18 protein-coding genes and 1 riboswitch are annotated in these 15434 nt (G+C 67.0%); of the genes, 9 read left to right on the forward strand and 9 right to left on the reverse strand.

Annotated features, from left to right (window positions below; all coding sequences use genetic code 11):
- The first annotated feature begins 202 nt into the window (after nucleotides 1–202).
- The 4 genes from nirA to IB275_RS03445 all read left to right on the forward strand — a co-directional run bounded on the left by nirA (nucleotide 203) and on the right by IB275_RS03445 (nucleotide 4329).
- Entirely contained in the window at nucleotides 203–1879 is a 1677-nt protein-coding gene (gene nirA / locus IB275_RS03430; RefSeq protein ID WP_192290554.1) for a nitrite reductase NirA, read from the forward strand.
- Nucleotides 1876–2364 (forward strand): DUF934 domain-containing protein, encoded by a 489-nt coding sequence (locus tag IB275_RS03435; RefSeq protein WP_192290552.1) that lies wholly within the window; start codon nucleotides 1876–1878, stop codon nucleotides 2362–2364. Before nirA ends, IB275_RS03435 begins: the two co-directional genes overlap by 4 nt.
- A gap of 140 nt (nucleotides 2365–2504) precedes the next feature.
- On the forward strand, nucleotides 2505–3389 hold the full coding sequence (locus IB275_RS03440; protein WP_045215221.1) for a sugar nucleotide-binding protein: 885 nt from the start codon (nucleotides 2505–2507) through the stop codon (nucleotides 3387–3389).
- Nucleotides 3382–4329, forward strand: a complete 948-nt coding sequence (locus IB275_RS03445; RefSeq protein ID WP_192290550.1) for an NAD-dependent epimerase/dehydratase family protein — start codon at nucleotides 3382–3384, stop codon at nucleotides 4327–4329. The genes IB275_RS03440 and IB275_RS03445 overlap by 8 nt, the downstream gene beginning before the upstream one ends.
- Here IB275_RS03445 and IB275_RS03450 read toward each other — a convergent pair.
- From IB275_RS03450 to IB275_RS03475, 6 genes are all read right to left on the reverse strand, one after another.
- Complete coding sequence (locus tag IB275_RS03450; RefSeq protein WP_192290548.1) at nucleotides 4310–4666, reverse strand: SirB2 family protein; 357 nt, start codon at nucleotides 4664–4666, stop codon at nucleotides 4310–4312. The genes IB275_RS03445 and IB275_RS03450 overlap by 20 nt on opposite strands.
- A 57-nt stretch (nucleotides 4667–4723) precedes the next feature.
- Nucleotides 4724–5443: an OmpW/AlkL family protein gene (locus IB275_RS03455; RefSeq protein ID WP_081517113.1), complete on the reverse strand. Its 720-nt coding sequence runs from the start codon at nucleotides 5441–5443 to the stop codon at nucleotides 4724–4726.
- Nucleotides 5444–5580: 137 nt separating this feature from the next.
- Nucleotides 5581–6105, reverse strand: a complete 525-nt coding sequence (locus IB275_RS03460) for a DUF3299 domain-containing protein (protein ID WP_192290675.1) — start codon at nucleotides 6103–6105, stop codon at nucleotides 5581–5583.
- Between the two features lie 53 nt (nucleotides 6106–6158).
- The gene (locus IB275_RS03465; protein ID WP_192290546.1) at nucleotides 6159–7424 is read right to left on the reverse strand and encodes an ABC transporter permease; all 1266 of its coding nucleotides are present in this window, start codon (nucleotides 7422–7424) and stop codon (nucleotides 6159–6161) included.
- A 2-nt stretch (nucleotides 7425–7426) separates the two neighbouring features.
- Nucleotides 7427–8134 carry an ABC transporter ATP-binding protein gene (locus IB275_RS03470; RefSeq protein ID WP_192290544.1) on the reverse strand — a complete coding sequence of 236 codons (708 nt, stop codon included), beginning with the start codon at nucleotides 8132–8134 and terminating at the stop codon, nucleotides 7427–7429.
- A gap of 10 nt (nucleotides 8135–8144) precedes the next feature.
- Nucleotides 8145–8729, reverse strand: coding sequence for a DUF2796 domain-containing protein (locus tag IB275_RS03475; protein WP_192290543.1), 585 nt, complete (start codon nucleotides 8727–8729; stop codon nucleotides 8145–8147).
- A 129-nt stretch (nucleotides 8730–8858) separates the two neighbouring features.
- On the opposite strand from IB275_RS03475, the gene IB275_RS03480 reads away from it, so the two are divergent.
- Nucleotides 8859–9215, forward strand: a complete 357-nt coding sequence (locus IB275_RS03480; protein WP_192290541.1) for a hypothetical protein — start codon at nucleotides 8859–8861, stop codon at nucleotides 9213–9215.
- Nucleotides 9216–9296: 81 nt separating this feature from the next.
- On the opposite strand, the gene trxA is transcribed toward IB275_RS03480, so the two are convergent.
- The 3 genes from trxA to IB275_RS03495 form a co-directional block, all read right to left on the reverse strand.
- Nucleotides 9297–10166, reverse strand: coding sequence for a thioredoxin (trxA, locus tag IB275_RS03485; RefSeq protein WP_192290539.1), 870 nt, complete (start codon nucleotides 10164–10166; stop codon nucleotides 9297–9299).
- Between the two features lie 212 nt (nucleotides 10167–10378).
- The gene (locus tag IB275_RS03490) at nucleotides 10379–11035 is read right to left on the reverse strand and encodes a class I SAM-dependent methyltransferase (RefSeq protein WP_192290537.1); all 657 of its coding nucleotides are present in this window, start codon (nucleotides 11033–11035) and stop codon (nucleotides 10379–10381) included.
- Nucleotides 11032–11499 (reverse strand): YbaY family lipoprotein, encoded by a 468-nt coding sequence (locus IB275_RS03495; protein ID WP_192290535.1) that lies wholly within the window; start codon nucleotides 11497–11499, stop codon nucleotides 11032–11034. Before IB275_RS03495 ends, IB275_RS03490 begins: the two co-directional genes overlap by 4 nt.
- 128 nt (nucleotides 11500–11627) lie before the next feature.
- Here IB275_RS03495 and nrdR point away from each other — a divergent pair, with 128 nt between their 5' ends.
- The 4 genes from nrdR to ribBA all read left to right on the forward strand — a co-directional run bounded on the left by nrdR (nucleotide 11628) and on the right by ribBA (nucleotide 15411).
- On the forward strand, nucleotides 11628–12092 hold the full coding sequence (gene nrdR, locus IB275_RS03500; protein WP_045215192.1) for a transcriptional regulator NrdR: 465 nt from the start codon (nucleotides 11628–11630) through the stop codon (nucleotides 12090–12092).
- Nucleotides 12089–13189, forward strand: coding sequence for a bifunctional diaminohydroxyphosphoribosylaminopyrimidine deaminase/5-amino-6-(5-phosphoribosylamino)uracil reductase RibD (gene ribD, locus IB275_RS03505; protein ID WP_192290533.1), 1101 nt, complete (start codon nucleotides 12089–12091; stop codon nucleotides 13187–13189). The genes nrdR and ribD overlap by 4 nt, the downstream gene beginning before the upstream one ends.
- A 122-nt stretch (nucleotides 13190–13311) precedes the next feature.
- Nucleotides 13312–13474: riboswitch (FMN riboswitch) on the forward strand.
- A 154-nt stretch (nucleotides 13475–13628) separates the two neighbouring features.
- Nucleotides 13629–14297 carry a riboflavin synthase gene (locus IB275_RS03510; protein ID WP_192290531.1) on the forward strand — a complete coding sequence of 223 codons (669 nt, stop codon included), beginning with the start codon at nucleotides 13629–13631 and terminating at the stop codon, nucleotides 14295–14297.
- Nucleotides 14298–14313: 16 nt separating this feature from the next.
- The gene (gene ribBA, locus IB275_RS03515) at nucleotides 14314–15411 is read left to right on the forward strand and encodes a bifunctional 3,4-dihydroxy-2-butanone-4-phosphate synthase/GTP cyclohydrolase II (protein WP_081517124.1); all 1098 of its coding nucleotides are present in this window, start codon (nucleotides 14314–14316) and stop codon (nucleotides 15409–15411) included.
- Nucleotides 15412–15434 lie beyond the last annotated feature (23 nt).

The raw sequence follows: 15434 nt of genomic DNA on the forward strand, positions 1-15434 counted from the left end.
GATGGGACGGCTGATCGGGCCTGTTGCGGCAACCGGTCGCAGGCCCGCGGGGGCGGGCGCCGGGCGCATCTGATCCGGTTTTTCCCGCACGATCTGCCGCTGTTTTGCACAGCAGGCGCCGGCCACTATTCGGTCAACCGCAAAGTAGCGCGCTCGACGACAGAAGCAGGCCGCTACGCAACGTCCTGAAGGTGGCCTGGCGATGTACCGATACGATGATTACGACCGCGCCCTGGTGCGCGAACGGGTGGCGCAGTTCCGCGACCAGGTGCAGCGGCGCCTGAGCGATGAGCTGAGCGAGGAGGAATTCCTGCCGCTGCGCCTGCAGAACGGCCTGTACCTGCAGAAGCACGCCTACATGCTGAGGGTGGCGATTCCCTACGGCACCCTGTCCAGCGAGCAGATGCGCACCCTGGCCTGGATCGCCCGCGAGCACGACCGCGGCTACGGCCACTTCACCACGCGGCAGAACATCCAGTTCAACTGGGTCGAGCTGGCGCGGGTGCCGGACATCCTCGAGCGCCTGGCGGATGTCGAGATGCACGCCATCCAGACCTCCGGCAACTGCGTGCGCAATATCACCACCGAGGCCTTCGCCGGTGTCGCCGCCGACGAATTCCTCGACCCGCGCCCGCTGGCGGAAATCCTCCGCCAGTGGTCGACGGTGAACCCCGAATTCCTGTTCCTGCCGCGCAAGTTCAAGATCGCCCTCTGTGCCGCCGAGGAAGACCGCGCGGCGGTGATGATGCACGACATCGGCCTCTACCTGCGCCGCGCCGAAGACGGCGAGCTACGCCTGAAAGTCCTGGTGGGCGGCGGGCTGGGGCGCACGCCGATGCTCGGCCAGGTGATCCGCGACGACCTGCCCTGGTGGCACCTGTTGTCCTATGTCGAGGCCATCCTGCGCGTGTACAACCGTCACGGTCGGCGCGACAACAAGTACAAGGCACGGATCAAGATCCTGGTGAAGGCGCTGGGCATCGAGGCGTTCTCCCGCGAGGTGGAGGAGGAGTGGCAGCATTTGCGCGATGGCGAGGCGCAACTGACGCTCGACGAGTACCAGCGCGTGGCCGCGGCATTCGATCCGCCGAGCTACAAGGAGAATCACGAAGCGGCCGACGAGCTGGCCTATGGCAGCGCACTGGCCGCCGATGCTGCGTTCGCCCGCTGGGTCTCGCGCAACGTGCGCCCGCACCGCGTGCCCGGCTATGCCAGCGTGGTGCTGTCCACCAAGCCGGGCGCCGAGGCGCCGCCGGGGGACGCGACCGCCGAGCAGATGGAGCAGGTGGCCGACTGGGCCGAACGCTTCGGCTTCGGCGAGATCCGTGTCGCCCACGAACAGAACCTGGTGCTGCCGGACGTGCGCAAGTCCGACCTCCACGCGCTCTGGCGGGAAGCCTGCGTGGCTGGCCTGGGCACGCCAAACCAGGGCCTGCTGACCGACATCATCGCCTGCCCCGGCGGCGATTTCTGTGCGCTGGCCAACGCCAAGTCGATTCCCATCGCCCAGGGTATCCAGCAGCGCTTTGAGGACCTCGACTACCTGCACGATCTGGGCGATCTCAGCCTGAACATCTCCGGCTGCATGAACGCCTGCGGTCACCACCATATCGGCAATATCGGCATCCTCGGCGTCGATAAGAACGGCAGCGAGTGGTACCAGATCACCCTCGGCGGCGCGCAGGGTGTGAAGAGCGCGCTGGGCAAGGTGATCGGCCCGTCGTTCAGCGCGGTCGAGGTGCCGGACGTGATCGAGGCGCTGGTGCACACCTATGTCGAGCAGCGAGGTGCCGGGGAGCGCTTCGTCGAAACGGTCGAGCGTATCGGCCTGGAACCTTTCAAGGCACGGGTCTACCGCCAGGCGGAGGTGCCGGCATGAAGAACCTGATTCATCTGCGTGACGGGGTGGCGGAAGTGGCGCCGGGCGACCCCTGGGAATTGCTGCGCGAAGTGCCGGAGGTATTGCCCGGTGGGCGACTGATCCTGCCGTTGAAGCACTGGCTGGCGCTGGAGTCCGGGACGGGCTTCGGCGTCTGGCTGGCGCCGGAGGACGATCCCGAGGGCCTCATCTGGCGCCTGAAGGAACCCGCACTCATTGCCATCGACTTCCCCAGTTTCCGCGATGGTCGCGGTTACAGCCTGGCCTACCTGTTGCGCAGCCGTCTGGGCTGGCGCGGGGAGTTGCGCGCGGTGGGTGATGTGCTGCGCGACCAGCTGGCGCACCTGCGCCAGTGCGGTTTCGATGCCTTCGCCGTGCGCGAGGACAAGTCCGTGGAGGACGCCCTGAAGGGCCTGGCGGGCCTGAGCGTGCTCTATGGCCGCTCGGTGATCGAGCCGCGTCCGCTGTTCCGTCGCCGCTCCTAGACAGGAGTCGCCGCGTGCGGCGAAGGCTGCAGCGGGTCGGCCAAGCTTGACGCTGTGCCGGGGCACAGGAAAAATGCGGGCATCATCCCCGGCGCCTTGCGCGCTGGCGGTAACCCACGGATTCGAGTGACCCCCAGAATATGCGCATGCGCCTGATGCTGTTGGGTGGCGGTAATGCCCTTGGACAGGCGCTGATCCGCCTTGGCGCCGAGGAGGACATCGGCTTCCTCGCCCCCCGGCCGCCCGAGCAGGGCTGGGATGCTTCCAGCCTCACCGTCCTGCTGGACGAGACCCGCCCCGACGCGGTGATCAACCTCGCCTACTACTACGACTGGTTCCAGGCCGAGGCCGTCGACGCCGCTCGCCTGGCCAGCCAGGAGCGCGCGGTGGAGCGTCTGTCCGAACTCTGCCAGCACCACGAGATCCTGCTGATCCAGCCGTCCAGCTACCGCGTGTTCGATGGCGCCCGCGCCACGGCCTACAGCGAGAAGGACGAGCCGCTGCCCCTGGGCCCGCGTGGCCAGGCGCTGTGGCGCATGGAACAGTGGGTGCGGGCGACCTGCCCGCGGCATGTGCTGCTGCGTTTCGGCTGGCTGCTGGACGACAGCGCCGACGGCGTGCTCGGCCGCTTCCTCGGGCGTGCCGAGAAGGAGCAGGTGCTGTTCCTCGCCGACGACCGGCGCGGCAACCCGACCCCGGTGGATGACGCCGCGCGGGTGATCCTCTCGGTGCTCAAGCAACTCGACTGCCAGGCACCGCTGTGGGGCACCTACCACTACGGCGGCCTGGAGGCCACGACCACCCTGTCCCTGGGCCAGGTGGTACTCGGCGAGGCCCGCGCCTTCCATACCCTGGCTGTCCAGGAGCCGAGCCCGCAGGCCCACGCCGCGCGCCCGGATGCCGGCGACGAACCGCAGCACGCGGTGCTCGCCTGCAAGAAAATCCTCCATACCTTCGGTATCAAGCCACGCGCCTGGCGCGCCGGCCTGCCCGCCTTGCTGGATCGCTATTACCGCCATGTCTGATCGTCTTTCTCCCTCCGCGCAGCCCATCCTCATCACCGGCGGCGCGGGGTTCATCGGTTCCCATCTGGCCGACGCGCTGCTCGCGCAGGGCTTTGCCGTGCGCGTGCTGGACGACCTGTCCACCGGCCGGCGCGAGAACCTCGACAGCCGCGTCGACCTGATAGTCGGCAACGTCGCCGATGAAGCCGCCCTGCGTGGTGCGCTGAGCGGCTGCCAGGGCGTCGTGCACCTGGCGGCCATCGCCTCGGTGCAGGCTTCGGTGGAAGACCCGGTGGGCACCCACCGCGCCAACTTCATCGGCACCCTGAACCTCTGCGAGGCGATGCGCCAGGAAGGCATCCACCGGGTGTTGTTCGCGTCCAGCGCGGCGGTCTATGGGCAGAACGGTGAAGGCTCCGCCATCGACGAAGACGTGGTGAAGGCACCGCTGACGCCCTATGCCGCAGACAAGCTGGCCAGCGAGTATTACCTGGACTTCTACCGTCGCGAACACGGACTGGAGCCGGCGATCTTCCGCTTCTTCAACGTCTATGGCCCGCGCCAGGATCCGTCCTCGCCCTATTCCGGGGTGATCAGCATCTTCGCCCGGCGCGCCGAGCAGGGCCTGCCGATCACCGTGTTCGGCGACGGCGAGCAGACCCGTGACTTCATCTACGTCGGTGACCTGGTGAAGCTGCTGGTGGCCGCGCTGCTGGCCGATGACGTGGCCGAGTCGGCGATCAACGTCGGCCTCGACCAGTCCACCAGCCTCAACCAGTTGCTGGCCGAGATCGGCAAGCTCACCGGCGGCCTGCCGGAGATTACCTACCTGCCGGCGCGCCACGGCGATATCCGCCATTCCCGCGCGGACAACCGCCGCCTGCTGCAGCGCTACAGCCTGGACGCGCCCACGCCGCTGGCCGATGGCCTGGCCCAGTTGATCACCACCAGGGTTTGTTGACGGCCAGGTAGAAGATGCCGGCCAGCGAGCCCAGCGCCAGAACGCTGAGCAGCGCCTTGAGCGGCTTCGACGCGCTGCGCAGGGCGAAGGCCGCCAGCACGATGTAGAGCACCAGCAGGCCGAGCTTCACCTGCAGCCAGACCGGCAGCGGCCAGGGCATCGCCAGGTGCACCAGGCCCAGGGCGCTGAGCAGCAGCAGGGTGTCGATCAGATGGGGCAATCCGCGCTGCCAGCCGGTTGGACGCTTGCCCCACCAGCTCAGGCCCAGGCGCAGGAGGAAAAGCAGGGTGCTGATGATCGCAAGGCTGACGTGCAGTGCTTTGAGTTCTAGGTACATACCGGTTCCCTGAAGGTGAAAAAGGCGCCCTTGGGCGCCTTTTTCATGTTTGCTCCGTCAGAAACGGTAGCCGAAACCGACCATGTAAACCCAGGGGTCGACGTCAACATCGACCTTGGTTTTCTGTACGCCCAGCGCGGACGGGCCGTCTACGCTCGCCTTGGTGTCGATGTCCATGTACCAGACCGCGGCGTTGACGAAGGCGTGCTCGTTGAGCATGTAATCCATGCCCAGTTCGGCGGCTAGGCCCCAGGAATCCTGCAGCTTAAGGTTGCTGAAGCCCTGGTCCTTGCGGTTGCTGGCCAGGTCTTCGTCGAAGAAGGTGGTGTAGTTGATGCCCAGGCCGCCGTACGGCTGGAAGGCAGAGTTGGTACCCCCCATGGGGTAGTACTGCAGCAGCACGGTCGGCGGCAGCTGCTTGATGTCGGCCAGCTTGCCGTCCAGGCCGGTCAGGCCGGTGGCCTTGTTCAGGCCCTTGACGTCGACCTGGTGGTTGAACGGGGTGGCGGCGACCAGCTCGATGCCGATCTTGTCGGTGAGCAGGTAGGCGAAGGTCAGGCCCAGCTGGGTGTCGCTGTCGACGGTGGCCTTGGTGCCGCTGACTTTGGTGCCGTCGAGCTTGACGTTGGAGCTGCTGTCATCGGGCGCCACGGTGGCGAAACCACCACGTACCAGGAAGTCGCCGGCCTGGTGGCCGCGAATGTCGGCGGCCTGGGCTGCGACCGGCGCTGCGACGGCAAGTGAGAGAAGCGAAGTGGTGAGCCAGGACTTACGCATGATGAGCTCCAATATCTCTTTGGTATAAGTGTTGGTGCCCAGAATAGTAGACAGCGCTAAAAGCACACTTTTGACCTGGCTCAATAAAGCCCACAAGCTTTGTAGGAATCGAGGGTGCGGCAAAGCGCCGCGCCCTGTCACTGGCCGGTGTATTCGTAGGGTTCGATGCTGCTGGCCTGCATCTGGTAGCCGGCCTCGGCGAGGTCGCTTTCCATCGCCTTCACGCTCATCCTGCCGATGATCCAGAAAGGCTGATAAAGCTCGTCGACTTTTACGCCCTTGCCGCCTCGAACATAGACGATCTGGTTGGACGGCGGCGCCGGTACGTGGATGCAGGCGCCGTAGTAGGGCACCAGCAGGAAGTCGCGAACGGTCTGGCCGTCTTCCTCCACTTCAAGCGGCACGATGTAGCCGGGCATCTTCACTTCCTGGCCGTCCAGCTGCTGTACCACGGGAGCGTTGGGTATCTGCTGCTTCACCGCCGGTCCACTCTCCGAATTGAGTACATCGGAGAGCTTGGACATATCGTGCAGCGGCACGGGCGGCGGGGGCGGCGGTGCGCCCTCGGGGATCAGTTCCGGCCAGCTCAGCTCACGCGGCGCCGCCCAGACGGTGGCGCTGGTGGCGAGCAGCAGCAGGAGGAGGAACAGCAGGCGGCGCATGGGACTTGCTTTCACGGGGCTGGCTCGCAGGGGCTGGCTCGCTGGTGGCTGAATCAGAGACGGATCGACAGGCCATCGGCCAGCGATTGCCGGTAGGCACGCCACGCCGGTACACAACCGATCAGCAGCGCCGCCAGGAGTATGCCGCCCAGCAGTGACCATTCATAGGCGCTGGGCAGTGCCAATGGCAGGAAGATGCCGTAGTTCGCCTGGACGTACGCCTGGCTGCCGGCGATGCCGGCGTAGAGCAGCCCGATGCCCAGTGCCACGCCCGCCAGCGCCAGAGCGAAGGCTTCCGCCACCAGCAGGCTGAAGATGTGCCAGGGCCGCGCGCCCACCGAGCGCAGGATGGCCATCTCGCGGCGGCGTTCGTTGAGGCTGGTGAGGATGGCGGTGAGCATGCCGATCAGGCCGGTCAGCACCACGAACAGCGAGACCACGAACAGCGCCTTCTCCGCCGTGCCCATCAGCCCCCACAGCTCCTGCAGCGCCACGCCGGGGAGGATCGCCATCAGCGGTTCGCCGTCGTATTCGTTGATCTGCCGCTGCAGAGTGAACGTTGCCACCTTGCTCTTGAGGCCCAGCAGGAAGGCGGTGATCGCCTTGGGCTGCAGGTCCATGCCGCGCGCCTGGTCTTCGCTGACGCGGTCGGCGCCGCGTGCCGGGACGCCGTTCTTCCAGTCGACGTGCAGCGCCTCCATGCCTTGCAGGGAGATGTGCAGGGTGCGGTCCACCGGCGTACCAGTGCGCTTGAGGATGCCGACCACGGTGAACGGCTTGTCGTCGTGCTGCACCAGGCTGATGGTGCTGACGCCGTGGGCCAGGACGACCTTGTCGCCGAGCTTGTAATGCAGGGCCTGCGCGACTTCCGCGCCGAGCACTACGTCGAACAGGTCCTGGCCGAACGGTTTGCCCTCTGCCAACTCCAGCGTCTGCCCGCGGCCGAAGCGGTAGTGCTCGAAGTAACCGGTGTCGGTGCCCATGACGCGATAGCCGCGGTGCGAATCGCCCAGGGAGATCGGGATGGCCCACTTCACCAGCGGGCTATGGGTCACCGTCTCGTAGCTTTCCCAGCGGATGTTGTTGGTGGCGTTGCCGATGCGGAACACCGAGTAGAGCAGCAGGTTCACCGAGCCGGAACGGGCGCCGACGATCAGGTCGGTGCCGGAGATGGTGCTGGCGAAGCTGGCCTTGGCCTCGGTGCGCACGCGCTCCACCGCCAGCAGCAGGCAGGCGGAGAGGGCGATGGCGAAGATGGTCAGCAGGGCGGTGAAGCGGCGGTTGGACAGGCTGGCGAGCGCCAGGCGCAACAGGTACATGCTCAGATTCCCGGAGCGCGGGCGGCGCGGTTGAGGTCGCTCAGCGACAGGCTGCGATCGAACAGGGGCGCCAGGCTCTGGTCGTGGCTGACGAACAGCAGGCTGGCGCCGGCCTCGCGGCATTCGGCGAACAGCAATTGGAGGAAGGCTTCGCGGGCGTCGGCGTCCAGCGCCGAGGTCGGCTCGTCGGCGATCACCAGTTCCGGCTGGCCGATCAGCGCGCGGGCGGCGGCGACGCGCTGCTGCTGGCCGATCGACAGGCTGTCGGCGCGGCGTTCGATCAGCGCCGCATCGCCCAGGCCCAGATGTTTGAGCAGCGCTTCGGCGGCCTTGGCCACGCTGCCGTGGCGCAGGGTCGCGCGTTCGGCACGGCTGTGGGAGAAATGACAGGGCAGCTCGACGTTCTCCCGCACCGAGAGGAACGGCAGCAGGTTGAACTGCTGGAAGATGTAGCCGGTGTGGTCGACGCGAAAACGATCGCGGCGCGCCGGCTTCATCTGCGCAATGTCCTCGCCGAGCAGCTTCACACTGCCGCGCTGGGGGCGCTGCACGCCGCCGAGCAAACCGAGCAGGGTGGTCTTGCCGCTGCCGGACGGGCCCTTGAGGAACAGGGTCTCGCCACGGCCCAGCGCGAAGGCGGGGATGTCCAGCAGCTCCGCCTGGCCGGGCCAGGCGAAGCCAAGATTGTCGAGTTCGAGCAGTGCTGTCATTTCAAGGCTTTCAGAAGTTCAGGATTGGATTGGCGGCGGTCAATTCTGCACCTTGCTGGCCGCTCGGACCGATCAGTTGTACCTGAATCTTCTGGGTCGCCGGGAAGCGTTTGAACAGCGGCGCGAAATCGAGGCTGGCCAGGTCCTGCGGCTGAGTGCAGGTCAGCTGGTAGTGGGCGTCGATGTCGGCGTGATGGTGACCTTCGTGTTCGTCGTGGTCGCCGTCGGCATGCTCGTGATCGTGGTCATGATCGTCGTCGGCCTTGGGCGCATCGCCGAACAGCGGGCTGGAAAGCTCCACCGACTGCACGCTGCATTTTGCCGAGGCGGGCAGGGCGAGCAGTTGCAGCGGCTGCTTGAGCTGGGTCTGCACGGCGGCAACCGTGGCCTTGTCGGCGTCGCTGGTGGCGGCGTGCTCGAAGCCGACGAAGTTCATCGCCGGGCTGTCCATCTCCAGTTCCAGGGTCTTGCCGTCGAGGGCGACGTTGAGCTGGGCGACGCCATGCTCGTGCTTGCCGAGGCTGCCGTGTTCATGTTCGTCGTGGGCCTGGGCGGCGAGGGGCAGCAGGGCGACAGCGAGGAGCAGGGGGCGCATGGGAAACTCCGGTGCGATGAATGATTTTGTTACGTTATAACAGGTGAATTATTAACGCCAGCTTAGCGTGCGTTTGGCGCGACGGCTGCGCCGTGGGAGCATGCGCGAAAGGCCGCGAGGAGAAGGGCGATGCTGAGAATCAAGGGCACCATCGGCGACTGGCCGGTGGACCTCACCGTGGAGATGGATGACGGCGACTGGGCGCGGCTGGCGCAGAACCTGCCGGCTGCCGCCGTGGCGTCGGTGGCCGCTGCCGTGCCTGCGCCCGCAGCGGGCGCGCCAGTGGATCAGCTGTGGCTGGCTGCGCAGGACCTGCTGCGCCGCAGTGGCAGCAGCGAGGGGCCGCAACTGCTGGATGAGCTGGCGGCGCTGGCGGGGAGTTCAGGGGCAGCGAAGGGGCTGCTGGTGCGCCTGCGGCACAGTCCGAAGGTGAAGATCGAGGTGCACGAGGGTGTGCAGGTCTTCAACTGGATCGACGGGGAATAACGAATCTGCCTGTAGGAGCGGCCCATGCCCGCGATCGCGCCCATGGGGCGCTCCTACAGGTGAAAAAGTACCGCGAAGCGATCAGTAGAGAACGTTCGCCAGCTTGCGCCGGTAGGCGATCACCAGCGGATGGTCGTTGCCCAGCAGGTCGAACACCTGGACCAGCGTCTTGCGCGGCAGGTCCTCGCCGTAGCTGCGATTGCGCACGAACAGCTTGAGCAGGGCGTCCAGCGCCGCCTCGTACTGCTGGCGGGCCAGTTGCTGGACGGCCAGTTGGTACGTGGCTTCGTCGTCGTTGGCGTCGGCGGCCAGGCGGGTCTTCAGTGTGGCGGCGTCGGGCAGGTCGGCAGCCTGGCGGAGGAAGGTCAGCTGGGCCTTGGCGGCAGCCAGCGCCTGCTTGTGCTCGTCGCTCTTCACTGCGTCGAGCACGGTCTCGGCTTCACCCAGCTCGCCGCGTTCGGCGAGGCAACGGGCGTAGAGGATCAGGGCGGCGGCGTTGGTGTTGTCTTCGCCCAACAGCACCTTGAGCTGTGCCTCGGATTCGGCAAAGCGGCCTTCGTTGAAGGCAATCTGCGCCAGTTCCAGTGGATTGTCGGCGGCCGGAGCGGGTGGCTGTACGTGCTGCTCGAGCATCTGGCGGATCGCCGATTCGGGCTGCGCGCCGGCGAAGCCATCCACCGGCTGGCCGTCCTTGAACAGCACCACGGTGGGCAGGCTGCGGATGCCGAAGCGCATCACGATGTCCTGTTCGACGTCGCAGTTGACCTTGGCCAGCAGCAGCTCGCCCTGGTAGGACTCGGTGATCTGCGCCAGCAGCGGCATCAGGGCCTTGCACGGGGCGCACCAGTCGGCCCAGAAGTCCACCAGGACCGGTTTGTGGAAGGAGTTCTCGATGACGACCTGATCGAAGTTGGCGATGCTGGCGTCGAAGATGTAGGGCGTATCGCTCATGGGGAATCTCGAATCGAGTGGGGCGATGAAGGTGGTTGCCACTATAAGTGGGGGCGCTGCCTGACGGAAACAACCCACACGCTGGCGCCGGCATTCCCTGTAGGAGCGCCCCATGGGCGCGATCGCGGGCATGGCCCGCTCCTACAATGGCGCACCAGGCGTGCATTGAGCGTAGGACTGTATCCGAGATGGTTTGCCCCGCCGCGCCCGCGCTATCCGCGGCGCGCGTGATAGAGGCTCACATGGCGGAATTCGGCCGGCTCGGCCAGGTCCGGCCAGGTGCAGCCGTCGAGAGTGCCCAGGCGCTGGTACAGCGGATGGCTGAAGTCGCGGACCCGCGAGTCGGCGACCAGGGCCTCGCGGCCACGGCTGAGGAATTCGTCCAGCAGCGGCAGGTTGGCGCGGTCGTAGAGCACGTCGGCGACGATGATCAGGTCGTAGCGGTCCTCCTCCTGGAAGAAGTCCGCCGAGTGCGTCAGCTCCACGCCGTTCAGCTCGGCGTTGGCGCGGCAGGCATCCAGCGCCAGCGGGTCGAGGTCGCAGGCCACCACTTCGGCGGCGCCGGCCTTGGCCGCGGCGATAGCGGCGATGCCCGAGCCCGCGCCGAAATCCAGCACGCGCTTGCCGCGCACCCATTCGGGTTTCTCGGCCAGCCAGTGGGCCAGCACCAGGCCGCTGGCCCAGCAGAAGCACCAGTAGGGCGGTTCTTCGAGGATGCGCCGGGTTTCGTCGGGGCTGAACTCGCGGTCCATGTTCTGTGCGTCGATCAGCCAGAGACGGATGTCGGTGCCGGGCAAGGTCTCGGCCGACAGGCGCGCGTCGCCGAGCAGTTCACCGAGGGCCGTCTGCAGGGAAAGCGGTGGCGTCACGGCGCGCGCTCCAGGCGCAGCTCGCCGAGGGCGCGGGTTTCCGGCTGGGTGATGCGCACCGGCGGCAGGCGCCAGGCCAGTTGGCCGGACTGCGAGACGCGGCCGTGCAGTTCGACGCGGGCGCCGGCCGGGAAGGACTGCGGGTTGAACACCACGCGGAACGGCAGGGCCTGGCCGGTGGCAATCATCTTCTCGCTGGAGAGCAACTGCTGCGGGCGGTCGCGCTGGTCGATCACCAGCAGCGCCAGTTCCACTTCGCTGCCGGCTGGCAGGAAGCCCTGGGAGCTGCTGAGCTGACCGCTGAGGGCGCGCATGTTGGCTGGCACGGGCTCGTCCAGCGGGGAAGTCGATGGCTTCGTGACGGCGACCGGCTGGGTAACCGGCACGGGCTTCTCGCTGGCGCAGGCGGCCAGCAGGACGGTAAGAGACAGGCAGAGCAGGCGGGCGAACATGGCGGGCTCCATCGCAACAGATTCCAGGCGGGCGCCTGTATAGCCTAATGCCTGCGGCGTGTCTCGTGGGAGCGGGGTTTCTTCGGCCAGTCGATGCGCTACCATGAGCCTCTTACCTTTCTGACTGCCCAAGACTCGCCATGCACTGTCCTTTCTGCGGCGCCCACGACACCAAAGTCATCGATTCGCGCCTGGTCGCCGAGGGCGACCAGGTCCGCCGGCGCCGTGAGTGCCTGAACTGCGGCGAGCGTTTCACCACCTTCGAGACCGCCGAACTGGTCATGCCGCGCCTGATCAAGCAGGACGGCAGCCGCCAGCCCTTCGACGAGGACAAGCTGCGCGCCGGCATGCAGCGTGCGCTGGAGAAGCGTCCGGTGAGCATCGAGCGGCTGGAGGAGGCGATGGCGCACATCAAGCACAAGCTGCGCGCCACCGGCGAGCGCGAGATCAAGTCGCGGGTGCTGGGCGAGCTGGTGATGGCCGAGCTGCAGAAACTCGATGAGGTCGCCTATATCCGCTTCGCCTCGGTGTACCGCCGCTTCCAGGACCTCAACGAGTTCCGCGAGGAAATCGAGCGCCTGGCTCGCGAGCCGTCGAAGGAATGAGTGGCATGGACGAGCGTTGGATGGCCCGCGCCATCGAGCTGGCGCGCAAGGGCTGGTACACGACCCATCCCAATCCGCGCGTCGGCTGCGTCATCGTTCGCGATGGCGAGGTGGTCGGTGAAGGCTGGCACGTGCGCGCTGGCGAGCCCCATGCGGAAGTTCACGCCCTGCGCCAGGCCGGCGACAAGGCCCGTGGCGCCACCGCCTATGTCACCCTGGAACCCTGCAGCCACTTCGGCCGCACGCCGCCGTGCGCCGATGCGCTGATCGGCGCCGGCCTCGCCCGCGTCGTCGCGGCCATGCAGGACCCGAACCCGCAGGTCGCCGGCAGCGGCATGCGGCGCATCGCCGAAGCCGGCATCGAAGTGCGCTCCGGCGTGCTGGAAAACGAAGCCCGCGCGCTGAACCAGGGTTTCCTCAAACGTATGGAAACCGGCTTGCCGTTCGTGCGCGTGAAGCTGGCGATGAGCCTGGACGGCCGCACCGCCATGGCCAGCGGCGAGAGCCAGTGGATCACCGGGCCGGCCGCGCGCCGCGCCGTGCAGCGCCTGCGCGCGCAAGCCAGCGTGGTGCTGTCCGGCGCCGATACGGTGCTGACCGATGACGCCCGCCTCACCGTGCGCCCGGACGACCTGGGCCTGGACGCCGAACAGACCGAGCTGGCCTCCCGGCGCCAGCCGCTGCGCGTGCTGATCGACGGCCGCCTGCGCGTGCCGCTGACCGCCACCTTCTTCCAGGCCGGCCCGGCGCTGGTGGTGAGCACCCGGGACGATCCGAACTACGCCGTGGTCGGCCACGAACTGCTGAACCTCGCCGGCCTCGACGGTCAGGTCGACCTGATGGCGCTGCTGGCCGAACTCGGCCGCCGAGGTGTCAACGAGGTGCTGGTGGAGGCCGGTCCGCGCCTTGCTGGGGCCTTCGCCCGCCTCGGGCTGGTGGACGAATACAGCATCTTCATGGCGCCCAAGCTGCTCGGCTCCGCCGCGCGCCCGCTGCTGGAACTGCCGCTGGAGCGCATGAGCGAATCCCGCGAACTGAAGATCGTCGACATCCGCGCAGTGGGAGACGACTGGCTGGTCACGGCCAGACCGCTGTGATGGCGCGCTGGCGCCACTGACTTCGGCTTGCCGGCGGGCGCGGAGCGATCAATAGGAAGCTTCCGACTTGCGCCGGCCTGTGGTAAAACGCCACACGCGGTCGACGCTGTAACGACCGCGATTGACGTTCTCAGGGCGGGGTGCAAGTCCCCACCGGCGGTAATGGCGCGCAATGCGTCTAGCCCGCGAGCGCCTGTCCAGACCGGTTCGCCGGATGGCCAGGGTCAGCAGACCCGGTGTGATTCCGGGGCCGACGGTCATAGTCCGGATGAAGAGAGAACGGGATGAGCCATCGGGGCGTGCCTGCGCGCGTCCGTGAAATCCCTTCGATCGATACGCCCTGTTTTTTAACCAAAACAGGAGTTCGCCACATGCATCATCTTTCCCAGTTGGCTACGCGGCCCACCCGGCCAGCGGCCTTCGCCGTGCGGGAGGCCCCATGTTCACCGGCATAATCGAATCCATCGGCACCATTGCTGCCATCACCCCGAAAGGCGGTGACGTACGCCTGTACGTGAAGACCGGCAAGCTCGACCTCGCCGACGTCAAGCTCGGCGACAGCATCGCGGTCAACGGCATCTGCCTGACGGCCGTGGAGCTGCCGGGCGACGGCTTCTGGGCCGACGTCAGCCGCGAGACCCTCGCGCGCACCGCCTTCGCGCAGCTCAAGATCGGCAGCCGGGTGAACCTGGAAAAGGCCCTGACACCGACCACCCGCCTGGGCGGTCACCTGGTCAGCGGCCACGTCGACGGTGTCGGCGAGATCGTCAAGCGCGAGGAAAACGCCCGCGCCATCCAGTTCACCGTGCGCGCACCGCGTGAACTGGCCAAGTACATCGCGCTCAAGGGCTCGATCACCGTGGACGGCACCAGCCTGACGGTGAACGCGGTCAACGGCGCCGAGTTCGAGCTGACTATCGTCCCGCACACCGTGCAGGAGACGATCATGGCCGACTACCGCGGTGGTCGCCTGGTCAACCTCGAAGTCGACCTGCTGGCGCGCTACCTGGAGCGCCTGCTGCTCGGCGACAAGGCGGCGGACCCCGCCGCCGGCGCTGGCGGCATCACCGAAGCATTCCTGGCCGAAAACGGCTTCATGAAACACTGATAAGGCTCTTCCCCGTATGGCACTCAACAGCATTGAAGAACTGCTCGACGACATGCGTCAGGGCAAGATGGTCATCCTCATGGATGACGAGGACCGCGAGAACGAAGGCGACCTGATCATCGCCTCCGAGTGTGTCCGCACCGAAGACATCAACTTCATGGCCCGCTTCGCCCGTGGCCTGATCTGCATGCCGATGACCCGCGAGCGCTGCGAGCGCCTCGGCATCCCGCTGATGGTGCAGCGCAACGGTTCCGGCTTCGGCACCAAGTTCACCGTCTCCATCGAGGCCGCTGAAGGCGTCACCACCGGCATCTCCGCCGCTGACCGCGCCCGCACCGTGCAGGCCGCCGCCGCGAAGAATGCGGTTGCCGCCGACATCGTCAGCCCCGGCCACATCTTCCCGCTGATGTCCCAGCCTGGCGGTGTGCTGGCTCGCGCCGGTCACACCGAAGCGGCCTGCGACCTGGCGCGCATGGCCGGTTTCGAGCCGTCCGGCGTGATCTGCGAGATCATGAACGACGACGGCACCATGGCCCGTCGCCCGGAGCTGGAAGAGTTCGCCCAGCAGCACGGTATCAAGATCGGCACCATTGCCGACCTGATCCACTACCGCCTGATCCACGAGCGCACCGTCGAGCGCCTCGCTGAGCAGCCGCTGGATACCGAACTGGGCCAGTTCAAGCTGATCACCTACCGCGATTCCGTGGAAGGCGACGTGCACCTGGCGCTGACTCTGGGCAACGTCTGTCCGGAAGAGCCGACCCTGGTGCGCGTGCACAACCCCGATCCACTGCGCGACCTGCTGATGGTCAACCAGGCAGGCCGCTGGAGCCTGCGCGCGGCCATGGCCAAGGTGGCCGAGGCCGGCACCGGCGTGGTCCTGCTGCTGGGCCACCAGGTCGGCGGCGACGATCTGCTGGCGCATGTCCGCGAGATCACCAATACCCCGGCGCCCGTGCAGAAACCGACCACCACCTACAGCACCGTGGGTGCCGGTTCGCAGATCCTGCGCGACCTGGGCGTTCGCAAGATGCGCCTGATGTCGGCACCGATGCGCTTCAACGCGATATCCGGTTTCGACCTGGAAGTTGTAGAATACCTGCCCGCTGAATGAACCTCGCCGCCGTGCCCTGGCAC

Source organism: Pseudomonas sp. PDM21 (assembly GCF_014852505.2).
GTDB lineage: Bacteria > Pseudomonadota > Gammaproteobacteria > Pseudomonadales > Pseudomonadaceae > Pseudomonas.